The 23,217-nt window shown below is 70.9% G+C and carries 21 protein-coding genes; 13 read left to right on the top strand and 8 right to left on the bottom strand.

Features of this window, described 5'->3' with window-relative positions:
- Positions 1 to 1,495 precede the first annotated feature (1,495 nt).
- Positions 1,496 to 1,864 carry a hypothetical protein gene (locus Ani05nite_RS29385; protein WP_203773740.1) on the top strand — a complete coding sequence of 123 codons (369 nt, stop codon included), beginning with the start codon at positions 1,496 to 1,498 and terminating at the stop codon, positions 1,862 to 1,864.
- 91 nt (positions 1,865 to 1,955) lie between these two features.
- Here the strand turns inward: Ani05nite_RS29385 and Ani05nite_RS29380 are convergent, their stop codons facing one another.
- The gene (locus Ani05nite_RS29380) at positions 1,956 to 2,246 is read right to left on the bottom strand and encodes a chorismate mutase (protein WP_203773738.1); all 291 of its coding nucleotides are present in this window, start codon (positions 2,244 to 2,246) and stop codon (positions 1,956 to 1,958) included.
- 229 nt (positions 2,247 to 2,475) lie between these two features.
- Positions 2,476 to 4,338, bottom strand: a complete 1,863-nt coding sequence (locus tag Ani05nite_RS29375; protein ID WP_203773736.1) for a bifunctional metallophosphatase/5'-nucleotidase — start codon at positions 4,336 to 4,338, stop codon at positions 2,476 to 2,478.
- A 162-nt stretch (positions 4,339 to 4,500) separates the two neighbouring features.
- On the opposite strand from Ani05nite_RS29375, the gene pcrA reads away from it, so the two are divergent.
- Together pcrA and Ani05nite_RS29365 are read left to right on the top strand one after the other, a co-directional pair.
- The gene (gene pcrA, locus Ani05nite_RS29370) at positions 4,501 to 6,936 is read left to right on the top strand and encodes a DNA helicase PcrA (RefSeq protein ID WP_377882370.1); all 2,436 of its coding nucleotides are present in this window, start codon (positions 4,501 to 4,503) and stop codon (positions 6,934 to 6,936) included.
- A gap of 167 nt (positions 6,937 to 7,103) precedes the next feature.
- Complete coding sequence (locus Ani05nite_RS29365) at positions 7,104 to 7,853, top strand: DinB family protein (RefSeq protein ID WP_203773732.1); 750 nt, start codon at positions 7,104 to 7,106, stop codon at positions 7,851 to 7,853.
- Between the two features lie 485 nt (positions 7,854 to 8,338).
- On the opposite strand, the gene Ani05nite_RS29360 is transcribed toward Ani05nite_RS29365, so the two are convergent.
- From Ani05nite_RS29360 to Ani05nite_RS29350, 3 genes are all read right to left on the bottom strand, one after another.
- Positions 8,339 to 8,623 carry a hypothetical protein gene (locus Ani05nite_RS29360; protein WP_203773730.1) on the bottom strand — a complete coding sequence of 95 codons (285 nt, stop codon included), beginning with the start codon at positions 8,621 to 8,623 and terminating at the stop codon, positions 8,339 to 8,341.
- A gap of 2 nt (positions 8,624 to 8,625) precedes the next feature.
- Positions 8,626 to 9,441, bottom strand: a complete 816-nt coding sequence (locus tag Ani05nite_RS29355; protein ID WP_203773728.1) for a M23 family metallopeptidase — start codon at positions 9,439 to 9,441, stop codon at positions 8,626 to 8,628.
- Between the two features lie 162 nt (positions 9,442 to 9,603).
- Positions 9,604 to 10,335 carry a M23 family metallopeptidase gene (locus Ani05nite_RS29350; RefSeq protein ID WP_203773726.1) on the bottom strand — a complete coding sequence of 244 codons (732 nt, stop codon included), beginning with the start codon at positions 10,333 to 10,335 and terminating at the stop codon, positions 9,604 to 9,606.
- 436 nt (positions 10,336 to 10,771) lie between these two features.
- Here Ani05nite_RS29350 and icmB point away from each other — a divergent pair, with 436 nt between their 5' ends.
- The 5 genes from icmB (at position 10,772) to Ani05nite_RS29325 (ending at position 15,894) form a co-directional block, all read left to right on the top strand.
- On the top strand, positions 10,772 to 11,176 hold the full coding sequence (gene icmB / locus Ani05nite_RS29345; protein WP_203773724.1) for a coenzyme B12-dependent isobutyryl CoA mutase small subunit: 405 nt from the start codon (positions 10,772 to 10,774) through the stop codon (positions 11,174 to 11,176).
- Positions 11,177 to 11,402: 226 nt separating this feature from the next.
- Complete coding sequence (locus Ani05nite_RS29340) at positions 11,403 to 11,966, top strand: hypothetical protein (RefSeq protein ID WP_203773722.1); 564 nt, start codon at positions 11,403 to 11,405, stop codon at positions 11,964 to 11,966.
- 205 nt (positions 11,967 to 12,171) lie between these two features.
- Positions 12,172 to 13,350, top strand: a complete 1,179-nt coding sequence (gene sucC, locus Ani05nite_RS29335) for an ADP-forming succinate--CoA ligase subunit beta (RefSeq protein WP_203773720.1) — start codon at positions 12,172 to 12,174, stop codon at positions 13,348 to 13,350.
- A 4-nt stretch (positions 13,351 to 13,354) separates the two neighbouring features.
- A complete protein-coding gene (gene sucD, locus Ani05nite_RS29330) occupies positions 13,355 to 14,236 on the top strand; it encodes a succinate--CoA ligase subunit alpha (protein ID WP_203773718.1) in 882 nt (293 codons plus the stop codon).
- Between the two features lie 215 nt (positions 14,237 to 14,451).
- On the top strand, positions 14,452 to 15,894 hold the full coding sequence (locus tag Ani05nite_RS29325) for a cell division protein PerM (RefSeq protein ID WP_203773716.1): 1,443 nt from the start codon (positions 14,452 to 14,454) through the stop codon (positions 15,892 to 15,894).
- 59 nt (positions 15,895 to 15,953) lie between these two features.
- Here Ani05nite_RS29325 and Ani05nite_RS29320 read toward each other — a convergent pair whose 3' ends face one another.
- Positions 15,954 to 16,217, bottom strand: coding sequence for a DUF4190 domain-containing protein (locus Ani05nite_RS29320; protein ID WP_203773714.1), 264 nt, complete (start codon positions 16,215 to 16,217; stop codon positions 15,954 to 15,956).
- 164 nt (positions 16,218 to 16,381) lie between these two features.
- On the opposite strand from Ani05nite_RS29320, the gene purN reads away from it, so the two are divergent.
- The 4 genes from purN (at position 16,382) to mdh (ending at position 20,188) form a co-directional block, all read left to right on the top strand.
- Positions 16,382 to 16,999: a phosphoribosylglycinamide formyltransferase gene (gene purN / locus Ani05nite_RS29315; protein ID WP_203773712.1), complete on the top strand. Its 618-nt coding sequence runs from the start codon at positions 16,382 to 16,384 to the stop codon at positions 16,997 to 16,999.
- Positions 16,996 to 18,555: a bifunctional phosphoribosylaminoimidazolecarboxamide formyltransferase/IMP cyclohydrolase gene (gene purH, locus Ani05nite_RS29310; RefSeq protein WP_203773710.1), complete on the top strand. Its 1,560-nt coding sequence runs from the start codon at positions 16,996 to 16,998 to the stop codon at positions 18,553 to 18,555. The genes purN and purH overlap by 4 nt, the downstream gene beginning before the upstream one ends.
- Positions 18,555 to 19,148, top strand: coding sequence for a pentapeptide repeat-containing protein (locus Ani05nite_RS29305; protein ID WP_203773708.1), 594 nt, complete (start codon positions 18,555 to 18,557; stop codon positions 19,146 to 19,148). Before purH ends, Ani05nite_RS29305 begins: the two co-directional genes overlap by 1 nt.
- An 89-nt stretch (positions 19,149 to 19,237) precedes the next feature.
- Positions 19,238 to 20,188, top strand: a complete 951-nt coding sequence (mdh, locus tag Ani05nite_RS29300) for a malate dehydrogenase (RefSeq protein WP_203773706.1) — start codon at positions 19,238 to 19,240, stop codon at positions 20,186 to 20,188.
- Positions 20,189 to 20,228: 40 nt separating this feature from the next.
- On the opposite strand, the gene Ani05nite_RS29295 is transcribed toward mdh, so the two are convergent.
- Together Ani05nite_RS29295 and Ani05nite_RS29290 are read right to left on the bottom strand one after the other, a co-directional pair.
- Positions 20,229 to 20,798, bottom strand: coding sequence for a Uma2 family endonuclease (locus Ani05nite_RS29295; RefSeq protein WP_203773704.1), 570 nt, complete (start codon positions 20,796 to 20,798; stop codon positions 20,229 to 20,231).
- A 36-nt stretch (positions 20,799 to 20,834) separates the two neighbouring features.
- Positions 20,835 to 21,635, bottom strand: coding sequence for an MBL fold metallo-hydrolase (locus tag Ani05nite_RS29290; protein ID WP_203773702.1), 801 nt, complete (start codon positions 21,633 to 21,635; stop codon positions 20,835 to 20,837).
- Positions 21,636 to 21,727: 92 nt separating this feature from the next.
- On the opposite strand from Ani05nite_RS29290, the gene Ani05nite_RS29285 reads away from it, so the two are divergent.
- Positions 21,728 to 22,942, top strand: coding sequence for an NADP-dependent isocitrate dehydrogenase (locus tag Ani05nite_RS29285; RefSeq protein WP_203773700.1), 1,215 nt, complete (start codon positions 21,728 to 21,730; stop codon positions 22,940 to 22,942).
- Positions 22,943 to 23,217: the final 275 nt, after the last annotated feature.

Raw genomic sequence — 23,217 nt, 5'->3', positions numbered from 1 at the left:
CCCGGCGCACCGGCCCCTGCCCGGTCGGCGTCCGGCTCGGCTGTGCCGGTCTTCGCCTGGTCCGGACGCCAGGGCCGGCTCGGCGCCGTCCGGTATTCCTCGGTCGCGCCTTGCCCGCGCTGCCTGGTCGCATCCCGGCCCGCGCCGCCCGGGAGCTTCGCGCAGGGATCGGGAAGCGAACTACGGCGGAAAGCGCGTGGGGAGTCGGTCGTCCCGACTCGGGTGCGAGGCGGGGGCGCAGTGCAGGCAAGGGCGCGGCGCGGCGACGCGGGCTCCTTGTCCGTGGTCCGGGCCGCCTCCCTCGCCGGTCCCCGAGGCGCCAGCCGTCTGAAACCCGAGCCAGCCGGTCTCATCAAGATCCACGCGAGGGAGTCTGCGTCGTGGGGCTTCCGCCCGCCGGCATCCCACCGCGGCCGCCTCGCGGCCTCCACCGCCTCGCCCCGTGGCCGCCTCGCGGCCCACCGCGGCCCACCGCGGCCGCCTCGCGGCCCACCGTGGCCGCCTCGCGGCCCACCGTGGCCGCCTCGCGGCCCACCGTGGCCGCATCGCGGCCTACTGCGGCCCACCGCGGCCCACCGCCGCGCCCCGTGGCCCACCGCGGCCCACCGCCGCGCCCCGTGGCCCACCGTGGCCCCCGTGACCCACCGTGGCCCACCGTGGCTCGCCGTGGCTCGCCGTGGCTCGCCGTGGCCGCTCCGCGGCCACCACCGCGCCCGCCCCGCAGCGACCACCGAACGAAGCCCCAACCCAACCCCCTCCCGCAAGGACCAGGCGACGCTGAGCGGCTATCCCCGTCCCCCCGGGTCCGGGCCTGGCAACTGCCCCGACGGGACAGCACGACGCTCATGCCCCGCCGCCGGTCCCGACCGCAGGGCACCGACCTGGCGAACAGCCACACAGACGGCCCCCACCTCAGGCCATACGGGCCAGGCACCCGGCAGAAACCCTGGAGACACCCCACAAGAAAGGGCACAAACACCATTTTCTGATTCAGAAACACGGGGAAGGAATGTTGTCCAGGTTCGAAACCATTATTGCGGCGGCCGCACCTATAGTCGTCGCCAGCAGCCCGGCATCGGCCGCGTCACCTGTTTCGGAATGGACGATCCGGGCGCCCATGCAAGCTGAAGCCCACAGAATGGTCGCCGCCAAGGAATGACCAGCGCGCAACGTGAGCGCTACGAATGAGACGGTCAGCATCTCGCCGCCTTGGTGCAGCACCCGAGCCAGGTCAAGGTGAAGATCACCAAGGTCATGCCGTCCGATGAGGAGGTCGCCGTCAAGCCGGCCGAGGTGGCCGCCTTGACCGACGCGGAGGTGGACGCGGCCGACATCCGGGGGCGGCCGCGAAGAAGCCGGCCCTCCTCGAGGCCCAGCAGCCCGGCAAGAGGGTCCCTCGACGGCAGAACGACTGGTCGACGACGCTGGAGCACTGGTGGCACGACAACGGTACGATCAACCAGATGGCCGACGGCCGGTGAGAGGGTGGCGAAGAATGGCGTTGTCCGGCCTGCTGAGAAAAGCCAATGCAGCTTTCGCCCTGGCAATCTTCGCGATGTTTTCTGCATTGTTCTTCGTCCTGGCCACTCCGGTCGTCTCCACGGTCAGCACGCAGGGCCCCACGGGCAGCCGGGTGGTCGGCACCGACTATTCGCTCATGTCACTGACGATGGTCGTCCTGCAGGCGACGGCGATCGTTCTCGTAGGTGCCGCACTTTTCCTGATCGCGCGCAGCCAGCGCCAGGCCGGGCGCCGGGTCCTGCTGGCCGGCGCGACCGTCGGGCTTCTCCCCGCCGTTGTGCCGGGCGTGCTGGCCTTCGCCGCCTGGTACGTCTTCGGCAAGGCGCACGAGTCGGACCGTTGACCGGGGTTCACCGGTAGCCATCGAGGGGCCGTGGCCGGCGCAACGCCGGCCACGGACGCTCGGAGTGGTGGCACCCCGCGGCGAGGAAGACCTAGAGGGGTCCGCGGCCGGCGCGGAGCAGCAGCAGCGCCACCTGCGTGCCGTCGGGGCCGAGGGCTTCGCGGAAGCGTTCCACGATCTCGCGTTCGCGGCTGAGGACCAGCCGGGTTCCGCCCGACGCCATGCGGGTGCGGCCGACGTGCTGGGACAGGCGGGAGCGTTCCAGCCACAGGTCGATCAGCGCCTGATCGATCTCGTCGATGCGTTCGCGGATCGCCTTGATCTCTTCCGCGGCCGGTTCGGCGCCGGCGCCGGTCTGCTGGTCCATCAGGTCTGCGCTCATGTCGTGCTCCTCGGGTGCTGACGCCCCGGTCGGCCCGGCCCGGGCAGCATCAGGCCCCGGGCTGGGAAGCCCGGGGCCTGATGTAGGTCTGTCGTTCAGACGCGTCCTACGGTCGCCGGACTTCCGGTTCCGTAGGAGAAAAATCGCGTCTGCTGGATCACGAAGCGAGTATGTACCCGGTCCGGGCCGCTTCGCAAGGAAACGGCCCGAACCGTGGGACGCGGCCGGATCAGCCGATCTTGGTGATCCGGTTGGCCGGGCCCGGCGCCACCGGGGTGCCGGCGCCGAGGTAGCCGATCAGGGCGTCGACGTCGAAGCCCGGCGCCGTGGTGCGGCCGGTGCCCAGGGTGAGGTTGGTGAAGCCGTCGCCGCCGTTGGCCAGGAAGTCGTTCGTGGTGACCTGGTAGTTGGCCGCCGGGTCGATCGGGGTGTTGTTGAACGCCAGCGCGGTCACCTTCGAGCCGGCCGGGGCGGTGCTGTCCCACGAGTAGGTAAGGCCCGCGGAGACCTGCAGGATGCGCTGGGTGGTCTGCCCGCCGAAGCCGACGAACTGCTGCTCCAGCACGTTCTTGAGCTGCGCCCCGGTGAGGGTCTGGGTGACCACCAGGTTGTTGAACGGCTGGACGGTGAACGCCTCGCCGTACGTGACCTGGCCGTTGGCCTCGCCGCCGGCGGACGCCTCGGCGTCGAAGTCGGCGCGGATGCCGCCCGGGTTCATCAGCGCGATCTGCGCGCCGGCGCTGGTCTTCGTCCAGGCCAGCTGGGCGTCGGCGATCACGTCGCCGAGCGGGGACTCGCCGTTGGGGCCGGCCGTCCGGACGATGTCGCCGGTGATGCTGCCGACGACCCGGTTGGCGATCGGGGCGACCGCGGTGCGGTACTTGTCCGCCACCTTCTTGGCCTTCGCGTCGATCGTGTCCGGGTTCTTCAGGTAGATGCCGGCCGCGTCCTTGAGCCAGCCGCCCTTGCCGTCCGACACGCCGTTCTCCACGACCACGTTCTTGGCGGTGACCTCGGCGAACCGGCCGGTGCGCCGGTCGATCGCGTAGTCGATGTCGGTGATCAGCTGGCCGTTGCTGCCGGCGCTGGTCACCACCGACGTGCCCTGGGAGTTCGGCAGGGTGCAGGAGTAGAAGCGGTGCGTGTGGCCGGAGACGACCAGGCGGAACTCGGGGTTGAGGCCCGCGACGATCGGCACGATCGGCCCGGAGAAGGCGTTGCAGTCCGAGACGCCCGGCACCGGGACCTGCTCGGAGCCGCTCTGCTGGCCGCCCTGGTGGACGAGCAGGACCTGCGCCTTGACGCCGAACAGCTTGAGCAGGTTGCCCCACTTGTTGGCGGTCTCGACCTCGTTGGCGAAGCGCACGTTCTGGATGCCGGCCGGGTTCACGATGCCCGGGGTGCCCTCCAGGGTGAGGCCGACGAAGCCGACCGGCACGCCGTCGACGAACTTGATGTCGATGGGCGGCAGGATCGGCAGGCCGGTCTTCTTGCTGATGGTGTTGGCGGCGAGGTAGGTGAACTTGGCGCCGCCGAAGCCGTCGCCGTCCTGGCAGCCGTCCTTGGGGTGGCAGCCGCCGCGCTGCATGCGGATGAGCTCGTCCACGCCCTCGTCGAACTCGTGGTTGCCCACCGAGCTGACCTGCAGGCCGACCTCGTTCATCAGCTCGATCGTCGGCTCGTCGTGGAACGCCGCGCTGACCAGCGGGGTGGCCCCGATCAGGTCGCCGGCGCCGACGGTGAGGGTCTTGCGACCCTCGGCGGCGGCCTCGGTGCGCAGCTTCTTCAGGTACGTCGCGAGATACTCGACGCCGCCGGCGGGGGTGCCGTTGACGACCGCGCCGCTGCCGGCGGGCGGGTCGATGGCGCCGTGGAAGTCGTTGTAGCTCAGGAACTGGCCCTTGACCGTCTTGCCGGACGAGCCGTAGGACACGCTGGCCGGGGCCATGCCGGGCAGGTACTGGGCGACGGGTGTGCGGGCCGGTGCTGGTTCGGGCCTGGTCATCGGCAGGGTGGCGACAACGGCCAGAGCGAGGGCCGGTACGGCGAGTTGACGCAGCACGGCCCAGCCGCGGCGGCGGGGGTGGTCCATAGTATTCGGTCTCCCGGTCGGGTTACGGATCAACCAACGCCACCCAGCCTGCGGTATCGACGCTGGTCAGCGCTACCGCTGGGGGATGACAGGTTGGTTGCGGGACGGCGGTGTGCACCGCCCGCAAGGATTGTCGGTGGTGCGGCATAGACTTGTCCGGCGATGCGAGCCCTTCCGGAAAATTCCCAGCCCCTGTTCGCCATGCCGCCTGTCCAGGAGCCCAAATCCCCTGGTCACGAGGGTGTGCCGCGGCGGCCGCCGGCGCGCCGGGTGGATCCGGAGGAGCTGCTGGTCGGCCTCAACGGGCCGCAGCGCGACGCGGTGACCCACGCCGGTTCGCCGCTGCTGATCGTGGCCGGCGCCGGCTCGGGCAAGACCCGGGTGCTGACCCACCGCATCGCCTACCTGCTGGCCGCCCGCGACGTGCACCCCGGCCAGATCATCGCGATCACCTTCACCAACAAGGCCGCCGGTGAGATGAAGGAGCGGGTCGCCGCCCTGGTCGGCCCCCGGGCCCGGCTGATGTGGGTGTCGACCTTCCACTCCGCCTGCGTGCGCATCCTGCGGGCCGAGCACGAGCACGCCGGGCTGAAGAGCACCTTCTCCATCTACGACGCGGACGACTCGCGGCGGCTGATGCAGCTCGTCGCCCGCGAGCTCGACCTGGACCCGAAGCGTTACACCGCCCGGGGGCTGGCCGCCCAGGTCTCGAACCTGAAGAACGAGCTGGTCGAGCCGGAGGAGTTCAAGGAGAAGGCGAAGGGACCCAACGAGCGGGCCGTCGCCGAGGCCTACGAGCTGTACCAGCGCCGCCTCAAGGAGGCGCACGCCCTGGACTTCGACGACATCATCATGGCCACCGTGCACCTCCTGCAGTCGCACCCGCACGTCGCGGAGGTCTACCGGCGCCGCTTCCGGCACGTGATGGTCGACGAGTACCAGGACACCAACCACGCCCAGTACATGCTGGTCAAGGAGCTGGTCGGGCGGGCCGGCGAGGAGGTCGGGCCGGCCGAGCTGTGCGTCGTCGGCGACGCCGACCAGTCGATCTACGCGTTCCGCGGCGCGACGATCCGCAACATCCTGGAGTTCGAGCGCGACTATCCCGACGCCCGCACGATCCTGCTGGAGCAGAACTACCGTTCCACCCAGACGATCCTGTCGGCGGCCAACGCGGTGATCGACCGCAACACCTCCCGCAAGCCGAAGCGGCTCTGGAGCGACCAGGGCGCGGGCGAGCAGATCGTCGGGTACGTGGCCGACACCGAGCACGCCGAGGCCGACTGGGTGGCCCGCGAGATCGACCGGCTCACCGACAACCACGAGGTGCGCCCGGGCGACGTGGCGGTCTTCTACCGCACCAACGCGCAGTCGCGGGTCTTCGAGGAGGTGTTCATCCGCGTCGGCCTGCCGTACAAGGTCGTCGGCGGGGTGCGCTTCTACGAGCGCAAGGAGGTCCGCGACGCGCTGGCCTACCTGCGCGCGGTGGTCAACGACGACGACACGGTGAGCATCCGCCGGGTGCTGAACACCCCGCGCCGCGGCATCGGCGACCGGGCCGAGGCCTGTGTCGAGGCGCTGTCCACGCGCGACCGCATCTCGTTCGGCCAGGCCCTGCGCGGCGCGCGCGACGCCCCGGGCATCTCGACCCGCGCGGCCAACAGCATCGGCGACTTCGTGCAGCTGCTGGACGACCTGCGGGAGCTGTCCGCCACCGCGCCGCCGGAGGAGGTGCTGGAGGCCGCGTTGCAGCGCTCCGGCCTGCTGACCGAGCTGGAGGAGAGCCTCGACCCGCAGGACCAGGGCCGGGTGGAGAACCTGCAGGAGCTCGTCAGCGTCGCCCGGGAGTACACGGAACGGGTGGAGGCGCAGGCGGCGGAGGACGAGGACGCGCCGGCCGCCACGCTGGCCGGGTTCCTCGAGCAGGTGGCGCTGGTGGCCGACGCCGACCAGATCCCCAGCGACGACCCCGACCACCAGGGCGTGGTCACGCTGATGACCCTGCACACCGCCAAGGGCCTGGAGTTCCCGGTGGTGTTCCTGACCGGGCTCGAGGACGGCGTGTTCCCGCACATGCGCGCGCTGGGCGACAACACCGAGCTGGAGGAGGAGCGCCGGCTCGCGTATGTCGGCATCACCCGGGCCCGGCAGCGGCTCTACCTGTCGCGCGCGGTGACCCGTTCGGCGTGGGGCCAGCCGCAGTACAACCCGCCGTCGCGGTTCACCGACGAGCTGCCGACCGAGCTGGTGCGCTGGGAGCGGACGGCCGGGTCCTACACGTCGTGGTCCGGCACCGGCGGCGGCGTCGGCGGCCGGGGCGGCGGCGACCGGGGGCGGGGCGGGGGCTTCGCCGGTGGCACCCCCAAGGCGCAGCAGCTCGCGCAGCGGCTGGGCGTGGACGCGAGCAGGCTGACGACCGCGAGCGAGATGAAGCAGGCGCCCAAGGTCGCAGCGGGCGACCGGGTCAACCACCAGCGGTACGGCCTGGGCCGGGTGGTGACCGTGGACGGGCACGGCCCCGGCGCCCGCGCCCAGATCGACTTCGGTGATCAGGTCATGTGGCTGGTGCTGCGGCACGCCCCGATCGAGAAGATCTAGAGGCCTGGAGGTTCCCGTCAGAAATGTCGGAGCCGATGCTGTGGGTAGGCGAGTCCAGTGCCCGAGTTGGTGAGGCAGGAGAAGGCGCGGTTGTGGGGCGCTGGCAGCACGTGGTGACTGGATCTTGACTTGGCGGTCTTGTCGTACCCGATTCCTACGATGTGCCGATGACACGATTCGTGCAGCAGCCCGACTACGAGGGTGCAGAGTTCATCGACTTGTCAATGGCCAGCGCGACCTTCCGCGAGGTGGATCTCAGCGGCGCCCGGATGCGTGGCGTGCTGCTGCTCAACGCCGACATCGACGGGGCGATCGACGGGCTGCGCATCAATGGCGTGGAGGTCATGCCGTTGATTGAGGCCGAGTTGGATCGCTTGCACCCCGAACGGCTGCGACTGCAGCCGGCCACACCCGAGACGATGCGCGACGCGGTGGATGTCATCGAGGAGCTTTGGCAAGCGACCGTCCGACGCGCGAGCGCGTTGCCGGAGGAAGCCGCCTACAGATCAGTGAACGACGAATGGTCGCTCGCCCAGACCCTGCGCCACACGATCTTCGTCCTGGACGCCTGGTACGGCCATGCGGCGGCCCTTCGGCCGCACCCGTTCCATCCGATCGGCGTGCCCGCATCGTTCACCACCAACGCCGCCGAGTTCGGCATCGACGAGTCGGCCGCGCCGACCCTCAGCGAGATCCTCGCCGTGCGCGCCGAACGGATCGCCGATCTGCGCGCGTATCTGGCGGAGGTCACACAGGAGGAGCTGGACCGGGTGCGGGGGCCGAACACCGCGCTCGGCTGCCCGCCGCCAGGTGAACGCACTGCGGCTAAATGCCTGCAAGTCATCTTCAACGACCAGTGGGCGCACGTGCAGTTCGCCAACCGCGACCTGGCCAACCTGGAACAGGAGTATGCGTGAGGGTAGGTCAATTGCTACGCCGTCCGCATACCAGCTAGGGGCGCCGTGCATGAAGATCACTCACGAAGTTGCGGTCGTCGTCCTCACCGACCGGGTTGGGCGGGCATGATCCCGGCCCGGAGGTTGAGGTCATTGGCCTGGATCTGCGGGTGTGGCAGGACGGCGGGCCGAATGGTGAGCGTGGCCGCCGGGCTGAAAGTGGGCCGAGCAGCGAGTCGACTTTCCATGTCGTGAGCTGCCGCAACTCCTGCTTGGCGTCCAGCGGGACTTGGTCGGCTTCCTGAATGCTTCGGCCAAGTGGGCTGAGCAGATCGGACTCGGCCCGCGAGGGACAGCGCTGGTGGAGATGATCAACCAGAACTTCGCCATCACCGCGCCTCTGGAGTTGCCGGCCAGCTGACCGGGCGGCTATCTGATGGCGGTGTCCAGGGCTGGCGATGGCCGACTTCGGCGTGGAGGCCGGGACCAGGAGTTGACGTTCCGGATCACTCGTAGTTCTGCACCTCCTTGTTGACCTTTTCTGTTCGGCTTCGAGGTGGGGCGTAGCGGTCAAGGAGTCTGCGGATGCTTGGTCGGCGGAGCTGTTCGAGCAGGCTCCGGCCGGCTGGCGTCAGCGCCATGGCGCGGTAACGGTTGTCGGTCCGGTCGATGAGCGGCTCACCGATGTCGAGGACCGCGTCATCCCAGCGTGGATCCACTCTGCCGCCGCGGCCCCGGATGACCCGGGTATCGATCAGACCGGCCGTGCCGTCGCGGCGGTAGCCGGCCACTTCTATTGAGGGCCTACAAGGCCGCAGCCGGCGATGTCGACGCCGTGCTCGTGCATCCAGGCGGTCGGTTCGATCGGGTTCTTGTAGCTGCCCTCGTGCACCTCGAAGTGCAGGTGCGGGCCGGTCGAGTGGCCGGTCGAGCCCTCGTTGCCGATCTGGTCACCGGCGGCGAGCTGCTGGCCGAGGGCCACGGTGATGGCCGACATGTGGCCGTAGTGGGTGAGGTAGCCGTTGCCATGGTCGATCAGCACGGCGTTGCCGTAGCCCTCGGCCGGGCCGGCGGCCACGACGACGCCCGCGCCGGCGGCCCGGATCGGGGTGCCGTCCGGGGCGGCCAGGTCGACCCCGGCGTGCAGGCGTCCCCAGCGCTGGCCGAAGCAGGAGGTCGTGGCGCCTTCCGGTAGCGGGTTGACCCACAGCGGCAGCGGCTTGTCCTTGCGGGCCTGCGGGACGAAGGGGAGACCCTCGTCGCCGAGCGCGAGGGTCATCGCCGCGGCGGAAGCGGACTGGGACGGCCCGGGCGACGCCGACGGGCTGAGCGCTGGGGCCGGTGGGGCCGACGGGGACGGCGAGGGCACGTCCGGGGTGGGGGAGAGGGGCGCCGGCGCGGCGGCCTGCCTGGTCCGGGCGGCGGCGGGCGTGGACGAGGTGCTGTCGGTGGCCGCCGCGAGCCCGGCCACGCCGACGCCGGCGACCAGGGCCGCCGCCACGGCGTAGCGGCCCTTCTCGGTGACGGGGGTGCTCGGGGCGCGGTGGCTGTGCAGCGCCGTCGTTCTGCGGTGGCGACCGCGGACGTTCCGGTTGGCACGATGCTGCACGACGGGGTGACCCTCCAGGTCTCGGTGGCCGACATCTGTCTGTCGGCACCGTCCCGCGGATCTTGAGCGGAGTGCGCCCGGCGCAACCGGCCCGGTAGCGGGACGGTTGCGGACATGGAGAACCGCCGGACCGTCAGCGGCCCGGCGGTGGGTGGAGCGGGATCAGGAGGCGGCGAGCTCGCCGTACGGCGACTCGATCTGCAGCTTGATGTCGACGCCGTGCTCGCGCAGGAAGACGATCGGGTCGGTCGGCGCGCCCTTGACGTGCACCTCGAGGTGCAGGTGGGTGCCGTACGAGTAGCCCGTGTTGCCGACCTGGCCGATGACCTGCCCGGCCTTGACGGTGTCGCCCGCCTTGACCAGCAGCCGCCGCGAGTGTGCGTAGATCATCTCGGTGCCGTCGGGGTGCCTGATGGTGATGGCGTACCCGTAGCCGCCGTTGTGGCCGGCCGCGGTCACCACGCCGGCGTGCACCGCCTTGTACGGGGTGCCCTCGGGCGCCGCCAGGTCGATGCCGGCGTGCAGCTTGCCGAAGCGGACGCCGTAGGCGGAGGTGAACTGGAAGTCTTCGAGGGGGAGTCGCCAGGCGTCGGCCTCGGCCTGCTCCTCGGTGATCTTGACCTCGGAGTCGCGCTGCTCACCGCGGGAGGCACGCTGGCCGTCGGCGTTGCGTGCGGCGAGGGCGTCACCGGTGGACGCCGCCTCCTCGAGGTTCTGCAGGACCGTCGGGTTGACGGCCTTGGCGTCCGGGAGCTGCGAGGCGGCTCCCAGCGCGACCACTCCGGCGCCGACGAACGCCGACGTGACGACGACGGCGTAGCGGCTGCGCGGAGGGGTTGGTACACGGCGACGGCCGCGATAGCGGTCGGGCTCAGACGACAAGCGCTGACGCACGAACAACCCTCCGTCGGTGGCAAAGAGCGGCAGCCACCGGGCTGGAACAGATGCTGGTCGGTGGTTTGCCGAGCCGTCGGTCCGGTGTTAACCGGTTGACAGCCGTGGGCCACGGTAACGAAACGCAACGCCGGGTACAAGTCGCAGCGCCAATTCCCTGACAGTTCTCTGTCGGCTTTAGGGGGCGAATGTCCGAGTTGGTGGCAATTCTGAGGCGAAAGTGCGTTGGCTCTCCGTAACGGGGTCTCTAACCCAAAGTCATGTGACGTGGAATACGGTAAATGGTGCTTGCCTGGGCCGTGTCGATGGTCTTGGTCGCGGCCGGTAGTACGGGGCGGCGGCTTCCTCGGTTCAACCGTCCCGGGTTACCGTTCGTTCAGGTGGCAGTTTCCGGGTCGGCCGGCAGTGCAGCCGGTGAGCGCCGAAGGGGTCGCAGATGCAAGCACGGATCAGGGTCGTCGTCGCCAAACCAGGCCTGGACGGCCACGACAGGGGCGCCAAGGTGGTCGCGCGGGCGCTGCGGGACGCCGGCATGGAGGTCATCTACACGGGCCTGCACCAGACGCCCGAGCAGATCGTCGAGACCGCCATCCAGGAGGACGCCGACGCCATCGGGCTCTCGGTGCTGTCCGGTGCGCACATGACGCTGTTCCGGCGGGTGGTGGAACTGCTGGCCGAACGTGATGCAGCCGACATCGTGGTATTCGGCGGCGGCATCATTCCGGCCGACGACATAACCGAACTGGAGAAGATCGGCGTCGCCCATATCTTCACGCCGGGCGCCACGACCGCATCCATCATCGAATGGGTACGCGCCAATGTGGCCACGCCCGTAGCGTGACCAGATAACTGCGAAGCGTCAATCGAAGGTAAGGGAGAGGCCGGACGCACCCCTCACACGTCCGGCCTCTCTATGCACGATGCCCCGCCGCCACCCCTCGACCGACAGGGCATCGGCCGCTCTCGCCGGCGCTAAGCGTCCGACATCACACTCAACGACGCCCCGGGGACCGGGTTACGCGGCTCGGGGCGACTTTTTCGCGGGGTGCCGCGTACCCTCTCGCACCGTGCAGCCCTACCCCGTGGTCCCCCGCATCCCCGCCGACCAGCCCTTCGTCGTCCGGCCGAGCGTGCGCAAGCGCGTGTTCCTCTTCGGCGGCTTCACCCTGGCCGTGCTCGCCGTCCTCGGCTGTGTCCTGGGCCTGGGCGCGATCGGTTCCGAGAACGCGGTCGCCCTGCTGGCCATGTTCGGCCTCATCGCCCTGTTCTTCGTGGCCCTCTTCGGGCTGCAGATCTGGTTGCTCACCTCCGGCGGCCCGGTGCTGGCGGTGGGCCCGGCCGGGCTGTGGATCAAGACCCGGCCGACCCGGGGCCAGGCCATCTGGCTGCCCTGGGAGGCGATCGGACTGATCTCCCGGCGCCGCTGGAGCCTGGAGAAGATGCTCTGCGTCGCCCCGCGCGACCCGCGGGCCGAGCAGAACCTCGGCGCGTTCACCGCGCTCGACGCCGGCGTCATGAAGGCGTTCTTCGGCACCGGCTTCACCGCGACGCTCAACTTCGCCGACAAGAGCGAGCAGGAGATCCTCCAGGCGGTCGCCCACTTCGCCGCGGGCCGCGTCCAGCTCGCCTAGCCGGTCGGCCCCGGGCGCTGTGTGGTCTTGCACACCGTGCACCCGCGGCGGCGCTCCCGGTGGTGGGGTGGCTAGGCTGCGAAATGAGGCCCCAGGGCCGACATTTCTCTCACGCTGGCGGCGACGCAACGACGCGCCGCGGACATCAGGTCGGGACGCAGGTACGCGGCTTGCCGGGGCAAGCGTCGCGAGCGAAAGGAGACACGTGGACCTGTTCGAGTATCAGGGGCGCGACCTGTTCGAACGGCACGGGCTGCCCGTGCTGGGCGGCGGCGTCGCCGAGACCCCGCAGGAGGCCCGCGCGATCGCCGAGCGCCTCGGCGGCAAGGTCGTGGTCAAGGCGCAGGTCAAGGTCGGCGGCCGGGGCAAGGCCGGCGGCGTCAAGCTGGCCGACGGCGCGGACGAGGCGCAGGCCCGGGCGACCGACATCCTCGGCATGGACATCAAGGGCCACACCGTGCACAAGGTGATGCTCGCCGAGACCGCGGACATCAAGGACGAGTACTACTTCTCCTACCTGCTGGACCGGGCCAACCGCACCTTCCTCTGCATCGCCAGCGTCGCCGGCGGCATGGAGATCGAGACGGTCGCCGAGGAGGACCCGGAGCGGGTCGCCAAGATCGCCATCGACGCCAGCAAGGGCGTGGACGAGGCCACCGCGCGCGAGATCGTCGCCGCCGCCCAGTTCCCGGCCGAGGTGGCCGAGCAGATCGTCGACATCGCGGTGAAGCTCTGGCAGGCCTTCGTGGCCGAGGACGCCACGCTGGTCGAGGTCAACCCGCTGGCCAAGGTCGGCGACGGCCGGGTGCTGCTGCTGGACGCCAAGATCACCCTGGACGAGAACGCCGGCTTCCGGCACCCCGACCACGAGGCGCTGATCGACCAGTCCGCGGTCGACCCGCTGGAGCAGGCGGCCAAGGCCAAGAACCTCAACTACGTCAAGCTCGACGGCGAGGTCGGCATCATCGGCAACGGCGCGGGCCTGGTCATGTCGACCCTCGACGTGGTCGCGTACGCGGGCGAGGGGCACGGCGGCGTCAAGCCGGCCAACTTCCTCGACATCGGCGGAGGCGCCAGCGCGCAGGTGATGGCCGACGGTCTGGAGATCGTGCTCGGTGACCCGGCGGTCAGGTCGGTCTTCGTGAACGTCTTCGGCGGCATCACCGCCTGCGACGAGGTCGCCAACGGCATCGTCCAGGCGCTCGCCCTGCTCGGCGAGCGCGGCGAGGCCGTCACCAAGCCGCTCGTGGTCCGCCTCGACGGCAACAACGCCGAGGCCGGCCGGGCGATCCTGGACGCGGCTAACAACCCGCTGGTGCAGCGGGTGGACACCATGGACGGTGCGGCCGAGCGTGCCGCCGAGCTCGCAGCTGCGGGGAAGTGACGACATGGCTATCTGGCTCACCAAGGACTCCAAGGTCATCGTCCAGGGCATGACCGGCGCGGAGGGCTCCAAGCACACCCGCCGGATGCTCGCCGCGGGCACCAACGTGGTCGGCGGCGTCAACCCGCGCAAGGCCGGCACGACCGTGGACTTCGACGGCACCTCGCTGCCGGTCTTCGCGTCCGTCGGTGAGGCGATGAAGGAGACCGGCGCCGACGTGTCGGTCATCTTCGTGCCCCCGGCGTTCACCAAGTCCGCCGTGCTCGAGGCGATCGACGCCGAGATCCCGCTGGCCGTGGTCATCACCGAGGGCGTGCCGGTGCAGGACTCCGCCGCGTTCTGGGCGCACAACGTCGCCCAGGGGCAGAAGACGCGGATCATCGGCCCGAACTGCCCCGGCATCGCGTCGCCCGGCGCCTCCAACGCCGGCATCATCCCGGCCGACATCACCCCCGGCGGCCGCATCGGCCTGGTCAGCAAGAGCGGCACGCTGACCTACCAGCTGATGTACGAGCTGCGCGACATCGGCTTCTCCACCGCGGTCGGCATCGGCGGCGACCCGATCATCGGCACCACGCACATCGACGCGCTCAAGGCCTTCCAGGAGGACCCGGAGACCGACGCGATCGTGATGATCGGTGAGATCGGCGGCGACGCCGAGGAGCGGGCGGCCGAATTCATCAAGGCCAACGTGACCAAGCCGGTGGTCGGCTACATCGCCGGCTTCACCGCCCCGGTCGGCAAGACCATGGGTCACGCCGGCGCGATCATCTCCGGGTCGGCCGGCACCGCCGACGCCAAGAAGGCGGCCCTCGAGGCCGCCGGCGTCAAGGTCGGCAAGACCCCGAGCGAGACCGCGCGGCTCATGCGCGAGGTCATGAGCTGATTTTGGTACGGCCACAGGCGCGCCGCGGCACGGACGGTCACCGTCCGCACCGCGGCGCGCCGCTGTCCGTAGCGGCTTTCCGCAGCGCCGGAGCGCCCACCCGGCCCGCGCCCGGGGGCCCGGCGCCGGTTTTCCCAGCTTTCCGGCGATCGATGTGCGGCGCGTCGCCGTTTCTGCGTCGCCGCAGGCCGCCCGGCGTGGAAAAGTAGGCCGGGATGCCGACCACCCCCGACCGTCGCGACGGTCGACCCGCCGGCTCGGAGGAGAAGTTCGAGGCCGCCGAGGCCGTTCACCTTGCCGCCCGCGAGACGGTGTCGGTGCGCCCCGCGGCCCCCGCCGGCCACCGGACCGTCCCGGTGGACCCGGCCGGGCACCCCACCGTGCGGCTCGACCCGGGTAACCACCAGACGGTCAAACTGCCCGGTCAGCGCCGTCCGCCGGCGGCCCGGGGGCGGGCCCCGCTGCCGGTCGCCGCGGCCTTCGCGACCTGCTGGGCCGCCCTGGTGGCGTACGTGCCGGTGGCCGCGGTCATCGGACTGGCCCGCACCCTGGAGGGCCAGGGCGGGCTGGGCGGCGCCGCGCACGCCGGGCTGGCCGGCTGGCTGCTCGGCCACGGCGTACCGATCGGCACCTCCATCGGCCCGCTCGGCCTCGCCCCGCTGCTGCTGACCCTGCTGGCCGGCTGGCGGCTCAACCGCGCCGGCCTGCACGTCACCCGGGCCATCGGGGCCCGGCGCAGCGGCTCACCGCGGGCGGCCCTGCTGGTCGCGGGCACGATCGCGATCTCGTACGCGATCCTCGGCGCCCTGGCCGCGCTGATCGTCGACGGCCGGGGCACCGAGGTGTCGGCCGTCCGCTCGGCGGTGCACTTCTTCCTCGCCGGGCTGGTGTTCTCCCTGATCGGCTCGTTGCGCGGCACGGACGCGCTGGTCGTGCTGGCCCGGCGGATCCCGCCGGCGCTGCGGCACGGCCTGCGGACGGGGGTCGTGGCGGCGTTGCTGATCCTCGCCGCCGGTGCGGCCCTCGCCGGGCTGTCCGTGGCCGTGGGCGGGGGGCAGGCGGCGGACATGATCTCGGCGTACCGGACCGGGGTCGCCGGTCAGGCCGGCATCACGCTGCTCAGCCTGGCCTACGGCGCGAACGGGGTGGTCTGGGCGGCGGCGTACCTGCTCGGCCCGGGCTTCCTGCTGGGCGCCGACTCGGCGGTCCGGGTCACCGAGGTGACCGTCGGGCCGCTGCCGACCGTGCCGCTGCTCGCCGGGCTCCCGGACGGCCCGATGGGGGCGAGCGGCGCGGCGCTGCTGGCGGTGCCCGTGCTGGCAGCCATGGCGGCCGGCTGGCTGCTGACCCGCCGCCTGGTGAACCTGCACCATGTCGTCGACGGCCACCTGGTGCACGGCCGCGTCCCGGGCGACCCGGCGCCGGTGGAGCCGGGCTGGTCGCTGGTGCTCGGCGCGGCGGCCCTGTCCGGTCCGGTGGCCGGGCTGGTGCTGGGCCTGCTGTCCTGGCTGTCGGGCGGCTCGCTGGGCGACGGCCGGCTCTCCGAGATCGGCCCGGTGCCGTGGCACGTCGCGCTGATCGCGACGACGGTGGTGGCGGTCTCGGCCTGCATCGGCGCGGCGGCGGGCCGCGCCTTCCGCGCCCCGGCCCGCGGCTGAGCCGGGCAAGCGGAAGGGCGCCCCCGCGAACGGGAGCGCCCTTCGTCACGCCGGTCGGTTCAGTTGCCGAAGTTGGCGTACCCGCCCGTGGCGGCAACGATGATGTTGACCACGATGAGCAGGGCGGCCAGGCCGAAGCCGATGTAGGCGAGGGTGGGCTGCTTGCCCACCTTCTTGGCCTCGAGCAGGCTCAGCACGGCGAACACGATGCCGAGCGGGGCGCAGCAGAACGCGAACACGATGCCGAGGACGCCCCAGAGCGTCACCTTGTCGTTGCCCGGCGCTGCGGGCGGCTGCTGACCGTAGTAAGGCGGTGGCGTCACGGGTGAATCCTCCAGGTAAATCCGCGTTTCGCGGTGATGTGCAAACTGAGCACACGCGGGCCATCGCGTGAGCGGCCCGCAGCCTAACTGATGATCAGCCCTTTCCGCTGTCCTCGAAACGACCCGTTTACCGCCGCGAGCAGGCCCGGCGATAGGGTGCTCGGGTGACAGACCCCGCGCCCGCCCGCCTGGTCGTCCTCGTCTCCGGCTCCGGCAGCAACCTGCAGGCCCTCCTGGACGCCGCCGCGGATCCCGCGTACGGCGCGAAGGTCGTGGCCGTCGGCGCCGACCGGGACGGCATCGCCGGGCTCGACCGAGCGGCCGCCGCCGGCGTGCCGACCTTCGTCGACTCCGTCAAGGCCTACCCGACCCGGGACGAGTGGGACGCCGCCCTCACCGCGCACGTCGCCGAGCACAAGCCCGACCTGGTCATCTCCGCCGGCTTCCTCAAGCTGGTCGGCCGGGACTTCCTGGCCGCGTTCGGGGACCGCTACGTCAACACGCACAACGCGCTGCTGCCGTCGTTCCCGGGCATCCACGGCCCCCGCGACGCCCTCGCCTACGGCGTGAAGATCGCCGGGGCGACGCTGTTCTTCGTCGACGCCGGCGTCGACACCGGACCGATCATCGCGCAGGTCAGCGTCCCCGTGCTCGACGACGACACGGAGGCGGCGCTGACCGAGCGGATCAAGGAAGCCGAGCGCCGGCAGCTCGTCGAGTACGTGGGCCGGCTGGTCCGCGAAGGCTGGACCATCACCGACAGAAAGGTCTCCATCCCATGACCCCGGACGAGGGCCGCCGCCCGATCAAGCGGGCGCTGCTGAGCGTGTACGACAAGACCGGCCTGGTCGAGCTCGCGCAGGCGCTGCACGCCGCCGGGGTGCAGGTCGTGTCCACGGGCTCCACGGCGTCCACCGTCGAGGCCGCCGGGGTGCCGGTGACCCGCGTCGAGGAGCTGACCGGTTTCCCGGAGACGCTGGACGGCCGGGTCAAGACGCTGCACCCCAAGGTGCACGCCGGCCTGCTGGCCGACCTGCGGCTGGAGACCCACGCCGGGCAGCTGTCCGAGCTGGGCATCGAGCCGTTCGACCTGCTGGTCAGCAACCTGTACCCGTTCACCGAGACGGTGGCGTCCGGCGCGAGCGTGGACGAGTGCGTCGAGCAGATCGACATCGGCGGCCCGGCGATGGTCCGGGCGGCGGCCAAGAACCACCCGTCCGTGGCGGTGGTGACGTCCGTGGCGGCGTACCCGCTGATCCTGGACGCCCTGCGCGACGGCGGTTTCTCGCTGACGCAGCGCAAGCTGCTCGCGGCCCGCGCCTTCGCCGACATCGCCGAGTACGACGTCGCGGTGGCCAACTGGTGCGCGACGACGCTGGCGCCTTCGGAGTGGCCGGAGTTCGCCGGGCTGGCCCTGCGGCGCGGGAGCGCCCTGCGGTACGGCGAGAACCCGCACCAGCAGGCCGCGCTGTACCTCGACCCGAACGCGCCGGCCGGGCTCGCGCAGGCCGAGCAGCTGCACGGCAAGGAGATGTCCTACAACAACTACGTCGACGCGGACGCCGCCTGGCGCTCGGCCAACGACTTCACCGAGCCGTGCGTGGCGATCATCAAGCACGCCAACCCGTGCGGCATCGCGGTCGGCGCCGACGTCGCCGAGGCGCACCGCAAGGCGCACGCCTGCGACCCGGTGTCGGCGTTCGGCGGGGTCATCGCGGTCAACCGGCAGGTGACGGTGGAGCTGGCCCAGCAGCTCGACGGCATCTTCACCGAGGTGATCGTCGCGCCGTCGTTCACCGAGGAGGCGCTCGCGGTCTTCCGCGAGAAGAAGAACCTGCGCGTGCTGGTGGCGCCGGCCTGGAACCCGCCGCCCGCGGAGGTCAAGCAGGTCGGCGGCGGCGTGCTGGTGCAGATGTCCGACCGGATCGACGCCGAGGGCGACGACCCGGCGAACTGGACGCTGGCCACCGGCGCGGCCGCCACCGCCGAGGAGCTCGCGGACCTGGCCTTCGCCTGGCGGGCGATCCGCTCGGTGAAGAGCAACGCGATCCTGCTCGCCCACGACGGCGCGACGGTCGGCGTGGGCATGGGCCAGGTCAACCGGGTCGACTCGGCGCACCTCGCGGTGAACCGGGCCGGCGCGGACCGGGCCAAGGGCAGCGTGGCCGCGTCCGACGCGTTCTTCCCCTTCCCGGACGGCCTCGAGGTGCTGATCGCGGCCGGCGTCAAGGCGGTCGTGCAGCCGGGCGGCTCGATCCGCGACAACGTGGTCATCGAGGCGGCCGAGAAGGCCGGGATGACCGTCTACCTGACCGGCACGCGGCACTTCTACCACTGATGGACGTCGTCCGGAACCAGACCTTCGCCGGCCAGGACTGGGCCCTGACCGAGGTGGAACGCGCACACTACGAGGACTGCGCGTTCCACGACGTCGACTGGTCCGAGGCGAAGCTGTCCGGGTGCACGTTCACGCACTGCGAGTTCGGCAACGTGCGGTTCAACGCCGCCGAGCTGAGCAACTGCGCGATCACCCAGTCGGTGCTGCGGCGCTGCTCGTTCTTCGACGCGGTCCTGACCGGCTGCAAGCTCACCGGGTCGCAGTTCCTGGACTGCGGGCTGCGGCCGCTGACCATCGACGGCGGCGACTGGGGTTTCGTCTCGCTGCGCGGGCAGAACCTCACCGCCGCCAAGCTGGGCGGCCTGCGGCTGCGGGAGGCCGACTTCACCGGCGCGGACCTGACCCGGGCCGACCTGCGCGGCGCCGACCTGTCGCACGCGCGGCTCAAGGACACCTTGCTCAAGGGCGCCGACCTGCGCGGGGCCGACCTGGACGGGGTGGCGCTGCACGGGCTCCGGCTGGACGCCACCAAGATCGACATGGCCCAGGCGGTGCAGTTCGCCACGGCGTACGGCGCCAAGGTGAGTGGCTAACCTCGCCCCGGACGGCCCTGCCCGGTAATGCGGCGTTAACCGACTGATACGGTCCGGAAAAAGCGTCCCGCCGACTGGGAGTGAGAGACATGGGCAAGAAGGTCACCGTCGTAGGCGCCGGTTTCTACGGGTCCACGACCGCACAGCGTCTGGCCGAGTACGACATCTTCGAGACCGTGGTGCTCACCGACATCATCGAGGGCAAGCCCGCGGGTCTGGCTCTCGACCTGAACCAGTCCCGCCCGATCGAGGGCTTCGAGACCAAGGTCGTCGGCGTCACCACCGGCCCCAACGGCGAGGGCTACGAGGCCATCGAGGGTTCCGACGTCGTCGTGGTCACCGCCGGCCTGCCGCGCAAGCCGGGCATGAGCCGGATGGACCTGCTCGAGGTCAACGCCAAGATCGTGCGTACGGTCGCCGAGAACATCGCCAAGTACGCGCCGAACGCCGTGGTCATCGTGGTCTCCAACCCGGTCGACGAGATGACCGCGCTGGCCCAGATCGCCACGCAGTTCCCCAAGAACCGGGTGTTCGGCCAGGCCGGCGTGCTCGACACGGCCCGCTTCACCAACTCGATCGCCGAGACCCTCGCGGTGCCGGTCAAGAGCGTGAAGGCGCTGACCCTCGGCTCGCACGGCGACACCATGGTGCCCGTCCCGTCGCGCTGCACCGTCGACGGCAAGCCGCTGTCCGACCTGCTGCCCGCCGACAAGATCGAGGAACTGGTCGTCCGCACCCGCAACGGCGGCGCCGAGGTCGTGGCGCTGCTGAAGACCGGCTCGGCGTACTACGCCCCGTCGGCCGCCGCGGCCCGGATGGCCAAGGCCGTGGCGGAGGACTCGGGCGAGGTGCTGCCGGTCTGCGCCTGGGTCGACGGCGAGTACGGCATCAACGGCGTCTACCTGGGCGTCGAGGCCGAGGTGGGCGCGCAGGGCATCAAGAAGGTCGTCGAGGAGAAGCTCACCGACACCGAGCTCGCGGGTCTCAAGGAGGCCGCCGAGGCGGTCCGCGCCAAGCAGGCGGACGTCGCGTCGCTCTGATCGTGGTGGTGCTGAAGGCCCGGGGCGACGCCCCGGGCCTTCAGAAATTGCGGGGACGCAGCCCGGCGACCGGGATCTCGAGGCGCCACGGGCTGTCGGTGCTGATCACGTCGGTGAACGAGCCCGACGGTTCGTAGACCTCCGCGCCGCTGTCGAGCCGGAAGGTGTGCACCGTGATGCCGCCGTCGGTCTCGATCAGCCAGAAGTGCGGGATGCCGGCCTTCGCGTAGAGCGCGGGCTTGAGCACCCGGTCCACGCTCTGCGAGCCCGGCGACACGATCTCCACCGCCAGCACGACCTCGTCCGCCAGGAAGCTGCCGGACCGGCGGCGGGCCGCCTCGAACGTCGTGACCAGCACGTCGGGGATGAACATCCGGCGGGAGCTGAGCTCGACGTCGTTGGCCTGACTCACGAAGAGGTGGTCCGGGCACGTCTGTTCGAGCGCGACACCGAGGCGCATGGCGATGACCTGGTGGATGCTGGTGGGTGAGGGGGGCACGTGCAGCGCTCCATCGATGAGTTCGCGGCGGACGCCGTCATCGGGCAGGGCCTGAAGGTCGTCGACGGTCCAGCCGTCCGCGGGCGGCAGCCCACTGAGCGCGGCGGTCATGGGAACCTCCTGCACGGAATCGCAACCTCGGCCCAACTATACGAGAGGCGCACGGCAGTAGGGCCGGCCCAGGTGCGAGACCGCCAGCCATGAGCCGCGGGCTGCGGCCGCGGCGAGCGCCGACCGGCGGCTCTCGCGGGCGAGCTCGATGTCCATGTCGTGACCGTAGGCCAGCGACGGGTCCAGCAGCTGCACCGCGTGCACCAGCAGGTCCCCGGTGATCAGCACCGACTCGTCGCCGTCGTCCACCAGCACCGACTGGTGTCCCGGTGTGTGCCCGGGCGTGGCGAGGATGCGGACGCCGCGGCCCAGCTCGGTGTCGCCGTCGACGACCTGCAGCCGTCCCTGCTCGCGCAGCGGCTGGAGCATCGCGGCCTCCTGGCGGGCGGCCGCGAAGGCCGCCACCTCTGCCCGCTGCACGATCACCCGCGCGTTGCGGTACGGCGAGTCCGCCGGGACCGCCCAGCCGATGTGGTCGGTGTGCAGGTGGGTGAGCACGATCGCCTCGACCTCCTCGGCGGCGATGCCGGCGGCGGCCACCTCGTCCGGGAGTCGTCCGGGCACCGGCGCCCAGTCGGCGGCGAGCGAGTGCGCCGGGCCGATTCCCGCGTCGACCAGCGTCACGGGGCCGCTGTCGCCGTACCGGATCGCGAAGCTCCGGAAGCGCAACCACCAGCGGCCGTCCGCGGTTCGCGCGCCCGGGTCGCGCTCGTCGGCGGCGGCCCACTGCTCCGGCGTGGCCCCGGGGATCGCGTCCTCGCGCCGGTCGAAGTGCGGGCCCTCGGCGTCCTGCAGGGCGATGACGGTCAGCGGGCCGATCTTCCGGAGTACGGACATGGTCCCCATTCTCACCCCGGGGGCGATCTTCACCCAACCTGCAGTACGCTCGTACTGCTAGAAGCACGTGTCCCGGAGAGGAGCGCCGGTCGATGGCGAAGATCAAGGTCAACAACCCGGTCGTGGAGCTCGACGGCGACGAGATGACCCGGATCATCTGGAAGCAGATCCGCGAGCAGCTGGTGCTGCCGTACCTCGACGTCAACCTCGAGTACTACGACCTGTCGATCCAGTACCGCGACGAGACCGACGACCAGGTGACCATCGACGCGGCCAACGCGATCAAGCGGCACGGCGTCGGCGTCAAGTGCGCGACGATCACTCCCGACGAGGCCCGCGTCGAGGAGTTCGGCCTCAAGAAGATGTGGCGGTCGCCGAACGGCACGATCCGCAACATCCTCGGCGGCGTCGTCTTCCGCGAGCCGATCATCATGTCCAACGTACCCAGGCTGGTGCCGGGCTGGACCAAGCCGATCATCATCGGCCGGCACGCCCACGGCGACCAGTACAAGGCCACCGACTTCGTGACCCCGGGCCCGGGCAAGCTGACCGTCACGTTCACGCCCGAGGACGGCTCCGCGCCGATGGAGTTCCACGTCGCGGACTACCCCGGCGGCGGCGTCGCGATGGCGATGTACAACTACGACGACTCGATCCGCGACTTCGCCCGCGCCTCGTTCCGGTACGGCCTGGCCCGCAACTACCCGGTCTACCTGTCGACCAAGAACACCATCCTCAAGGCGTACGACGGCCGGTTCAAGGACCTGTTCGCCGAGATCTTCGAGACCGAGTTCGCCGACCAGTTCAAGGACGCCGGCCTCACCTACGAGCACCGCCTCATCGACGACATGGTCGCGGCGGCCATGAAGTGGGAGGGCGGCTACGTCTGGGCCTGCAAGAACTACGACGGTGACGTGCAGTCCGACACCGTGGCCCAGGGCTTCGGCTCGCTCGGCCTGATGACCTCCGTGCTGATGACCCCGGACGGCAAGACCGTCGAGGCGGAGGCCGCGCACGGCACGGTCACCCGGCACTACCGGCAGTGGCAGAAGGGCGAGAAGACCTCGACCAACCCGATCGCGTCCATCTTCGCCTGGACCGGCGGCCTCAAGCACCGCGGCCTGCTCGACAGCACCCCGGCGGTCACCGAGTTCGCCGAGACGCTGGAGCGGGTCTGCGTCGAGACGGTCGAGGGCGGTCAGATGACCAAGGACCTCGCGCTGCTCATCTCGCGGGACGCGCCGTGGCTGACCACCGACGAGTTCATGAACGCCCTGGACGAGAACCTGGCCCGCAAGCTCGCCTGATCCTCGTAACCGACAAGGCCGCCGGCGTCCGCCGGCGGCCTTTGTGCGCGGATAATTCCGCGTAAAAGGGATGTTTACCGCCGTAACTTCGGGGTATGGCTGGTCGTTTGCCTCAATGAAACGGATGACGGCCGCGGGAAGCTCCCAGTCGCCCGCCGGTCCGGCTGCCTTGTCCCGGGCGCCGACCGGTTCTGGGGGCGGCGTGCGGCCAGTGGGCGATCACGCCTGCCGTCCCTTCCCTGCGGGGGGCCTTTGTCCCGAGGCCCCCCGCCCCC

Origin of the sequence: Actinoplanes nipponensis, assembly GCF_016862275.1 — a bacterium.
In the GTDB taxonomy this organism is placed as follows: Bacteria; Actinomycetota; Actinomycetes; order Mycobacteriales; family Micromonosporaceae; genus Actinoplanes; species Actinoplanes nipponensis.
This window is presented reverse-complemented; position numbering and strand designations above follow the sequence as displayed.

Bases quoted from the DNA above. Each gene is read 5' to 3' on its own strand.
- pcrA (WP_377882370.1), top strand. From the start codon at position 4,501: ATGCGAGCCCTTCCGGAAAATTCCCAGCCCCTGTTCGCCATGCCGCCT.
- Ani05nite_RS29285 (WP_203773700.1), top strand. From the start codon at position 21,728: ATGGCGAAGATCAAGGTCAACAACCCGGTCGTGGAGCTCGACGGCGAC.
- Ani05nite_RS29380 (WP_203773738.1), bottom strand. From the start codon at position 2,246: ATGAGCGCAGACCTGATGGACCAGCAGACCGGCGCCGGCGCCGAACCG.
- icmB (WP_203773724.1), top strand. From the start codon at position 10,772: ATGCAAGCACGGATCAGGGTCGTCGTCGCCAAACCAGGCCTGGACGGC.
- Ani05nite_RS29325 (WP_203773716.1), top strand. From the start codon at position 14,452: ATGCCGACCACCCCCGACCGTCGCGACGGTCGACCCGCCGGCTCGGAG.
- purH (WP_203773710.1), top strand. From the start codon at position 16,996: ATGACCCCGGACGAGGGCCGCCGCCCGATCAAGCGGGCGCTGCTGAGC.
- Ani05nite_RS29365 (WP_203773732.1), top strand. From the start codon at position 7,104: ATGACACGATTCGTGCAGCAGCCCGACTACGAGGGTGCAGAGTTCATC.
- Ani05nite_RS29385 (WP_203773740.1), top strand. From the start codon at position 1,496: ATGGCGTTGTCCGGCCTGCTGAGAAAAGCCAATGCAGCTTTCGCCCTG.
- sucD (WP_203773718.1), top strand. From the start codon at position 13,355: ATGGCTATCTGGCTCACCAAGGACTCCAAGGTCATCGTCCAGGGCATG.
- Ani05nite_RS29295 (WP_203773704.1), bottom strand. From the start codon at position 20,798: ATGACCGCCGCGCTCAGTGGGCTGCCGCCCGCGGACGGCTGGACCGTC.
- Ani05nite_RS29290 (WP_203773702.1), bottom strand. From the start codon at position 21,635: ATGTCCGTACTCCGGAAGATCGGCCCGCTGACCGTCATCGCCCTGCAG.
- Ani05nite_RS29375 (WP_203773736.1), bottom strand. From the start codon at position 4,338: ATGGACCACCCCCGCCGCCGCGGCTGGGCCGTGCTGCGTCAACTCGCC.
- Ani05nite_RS29305 (WP_203773708.1), top strand. From the start codon at position 18,555: ATGGACGTCGTCCGGAACCAGACCTTCGCCGGCCAGGACTGGGCCCTG.
- mdh (WP_203773706.1), top strand. From the start codon at position 19,238: ATGGGCAAGAAGGTCACCGTCGTAGGCGCCGGTTTCTACGGGTCCACG.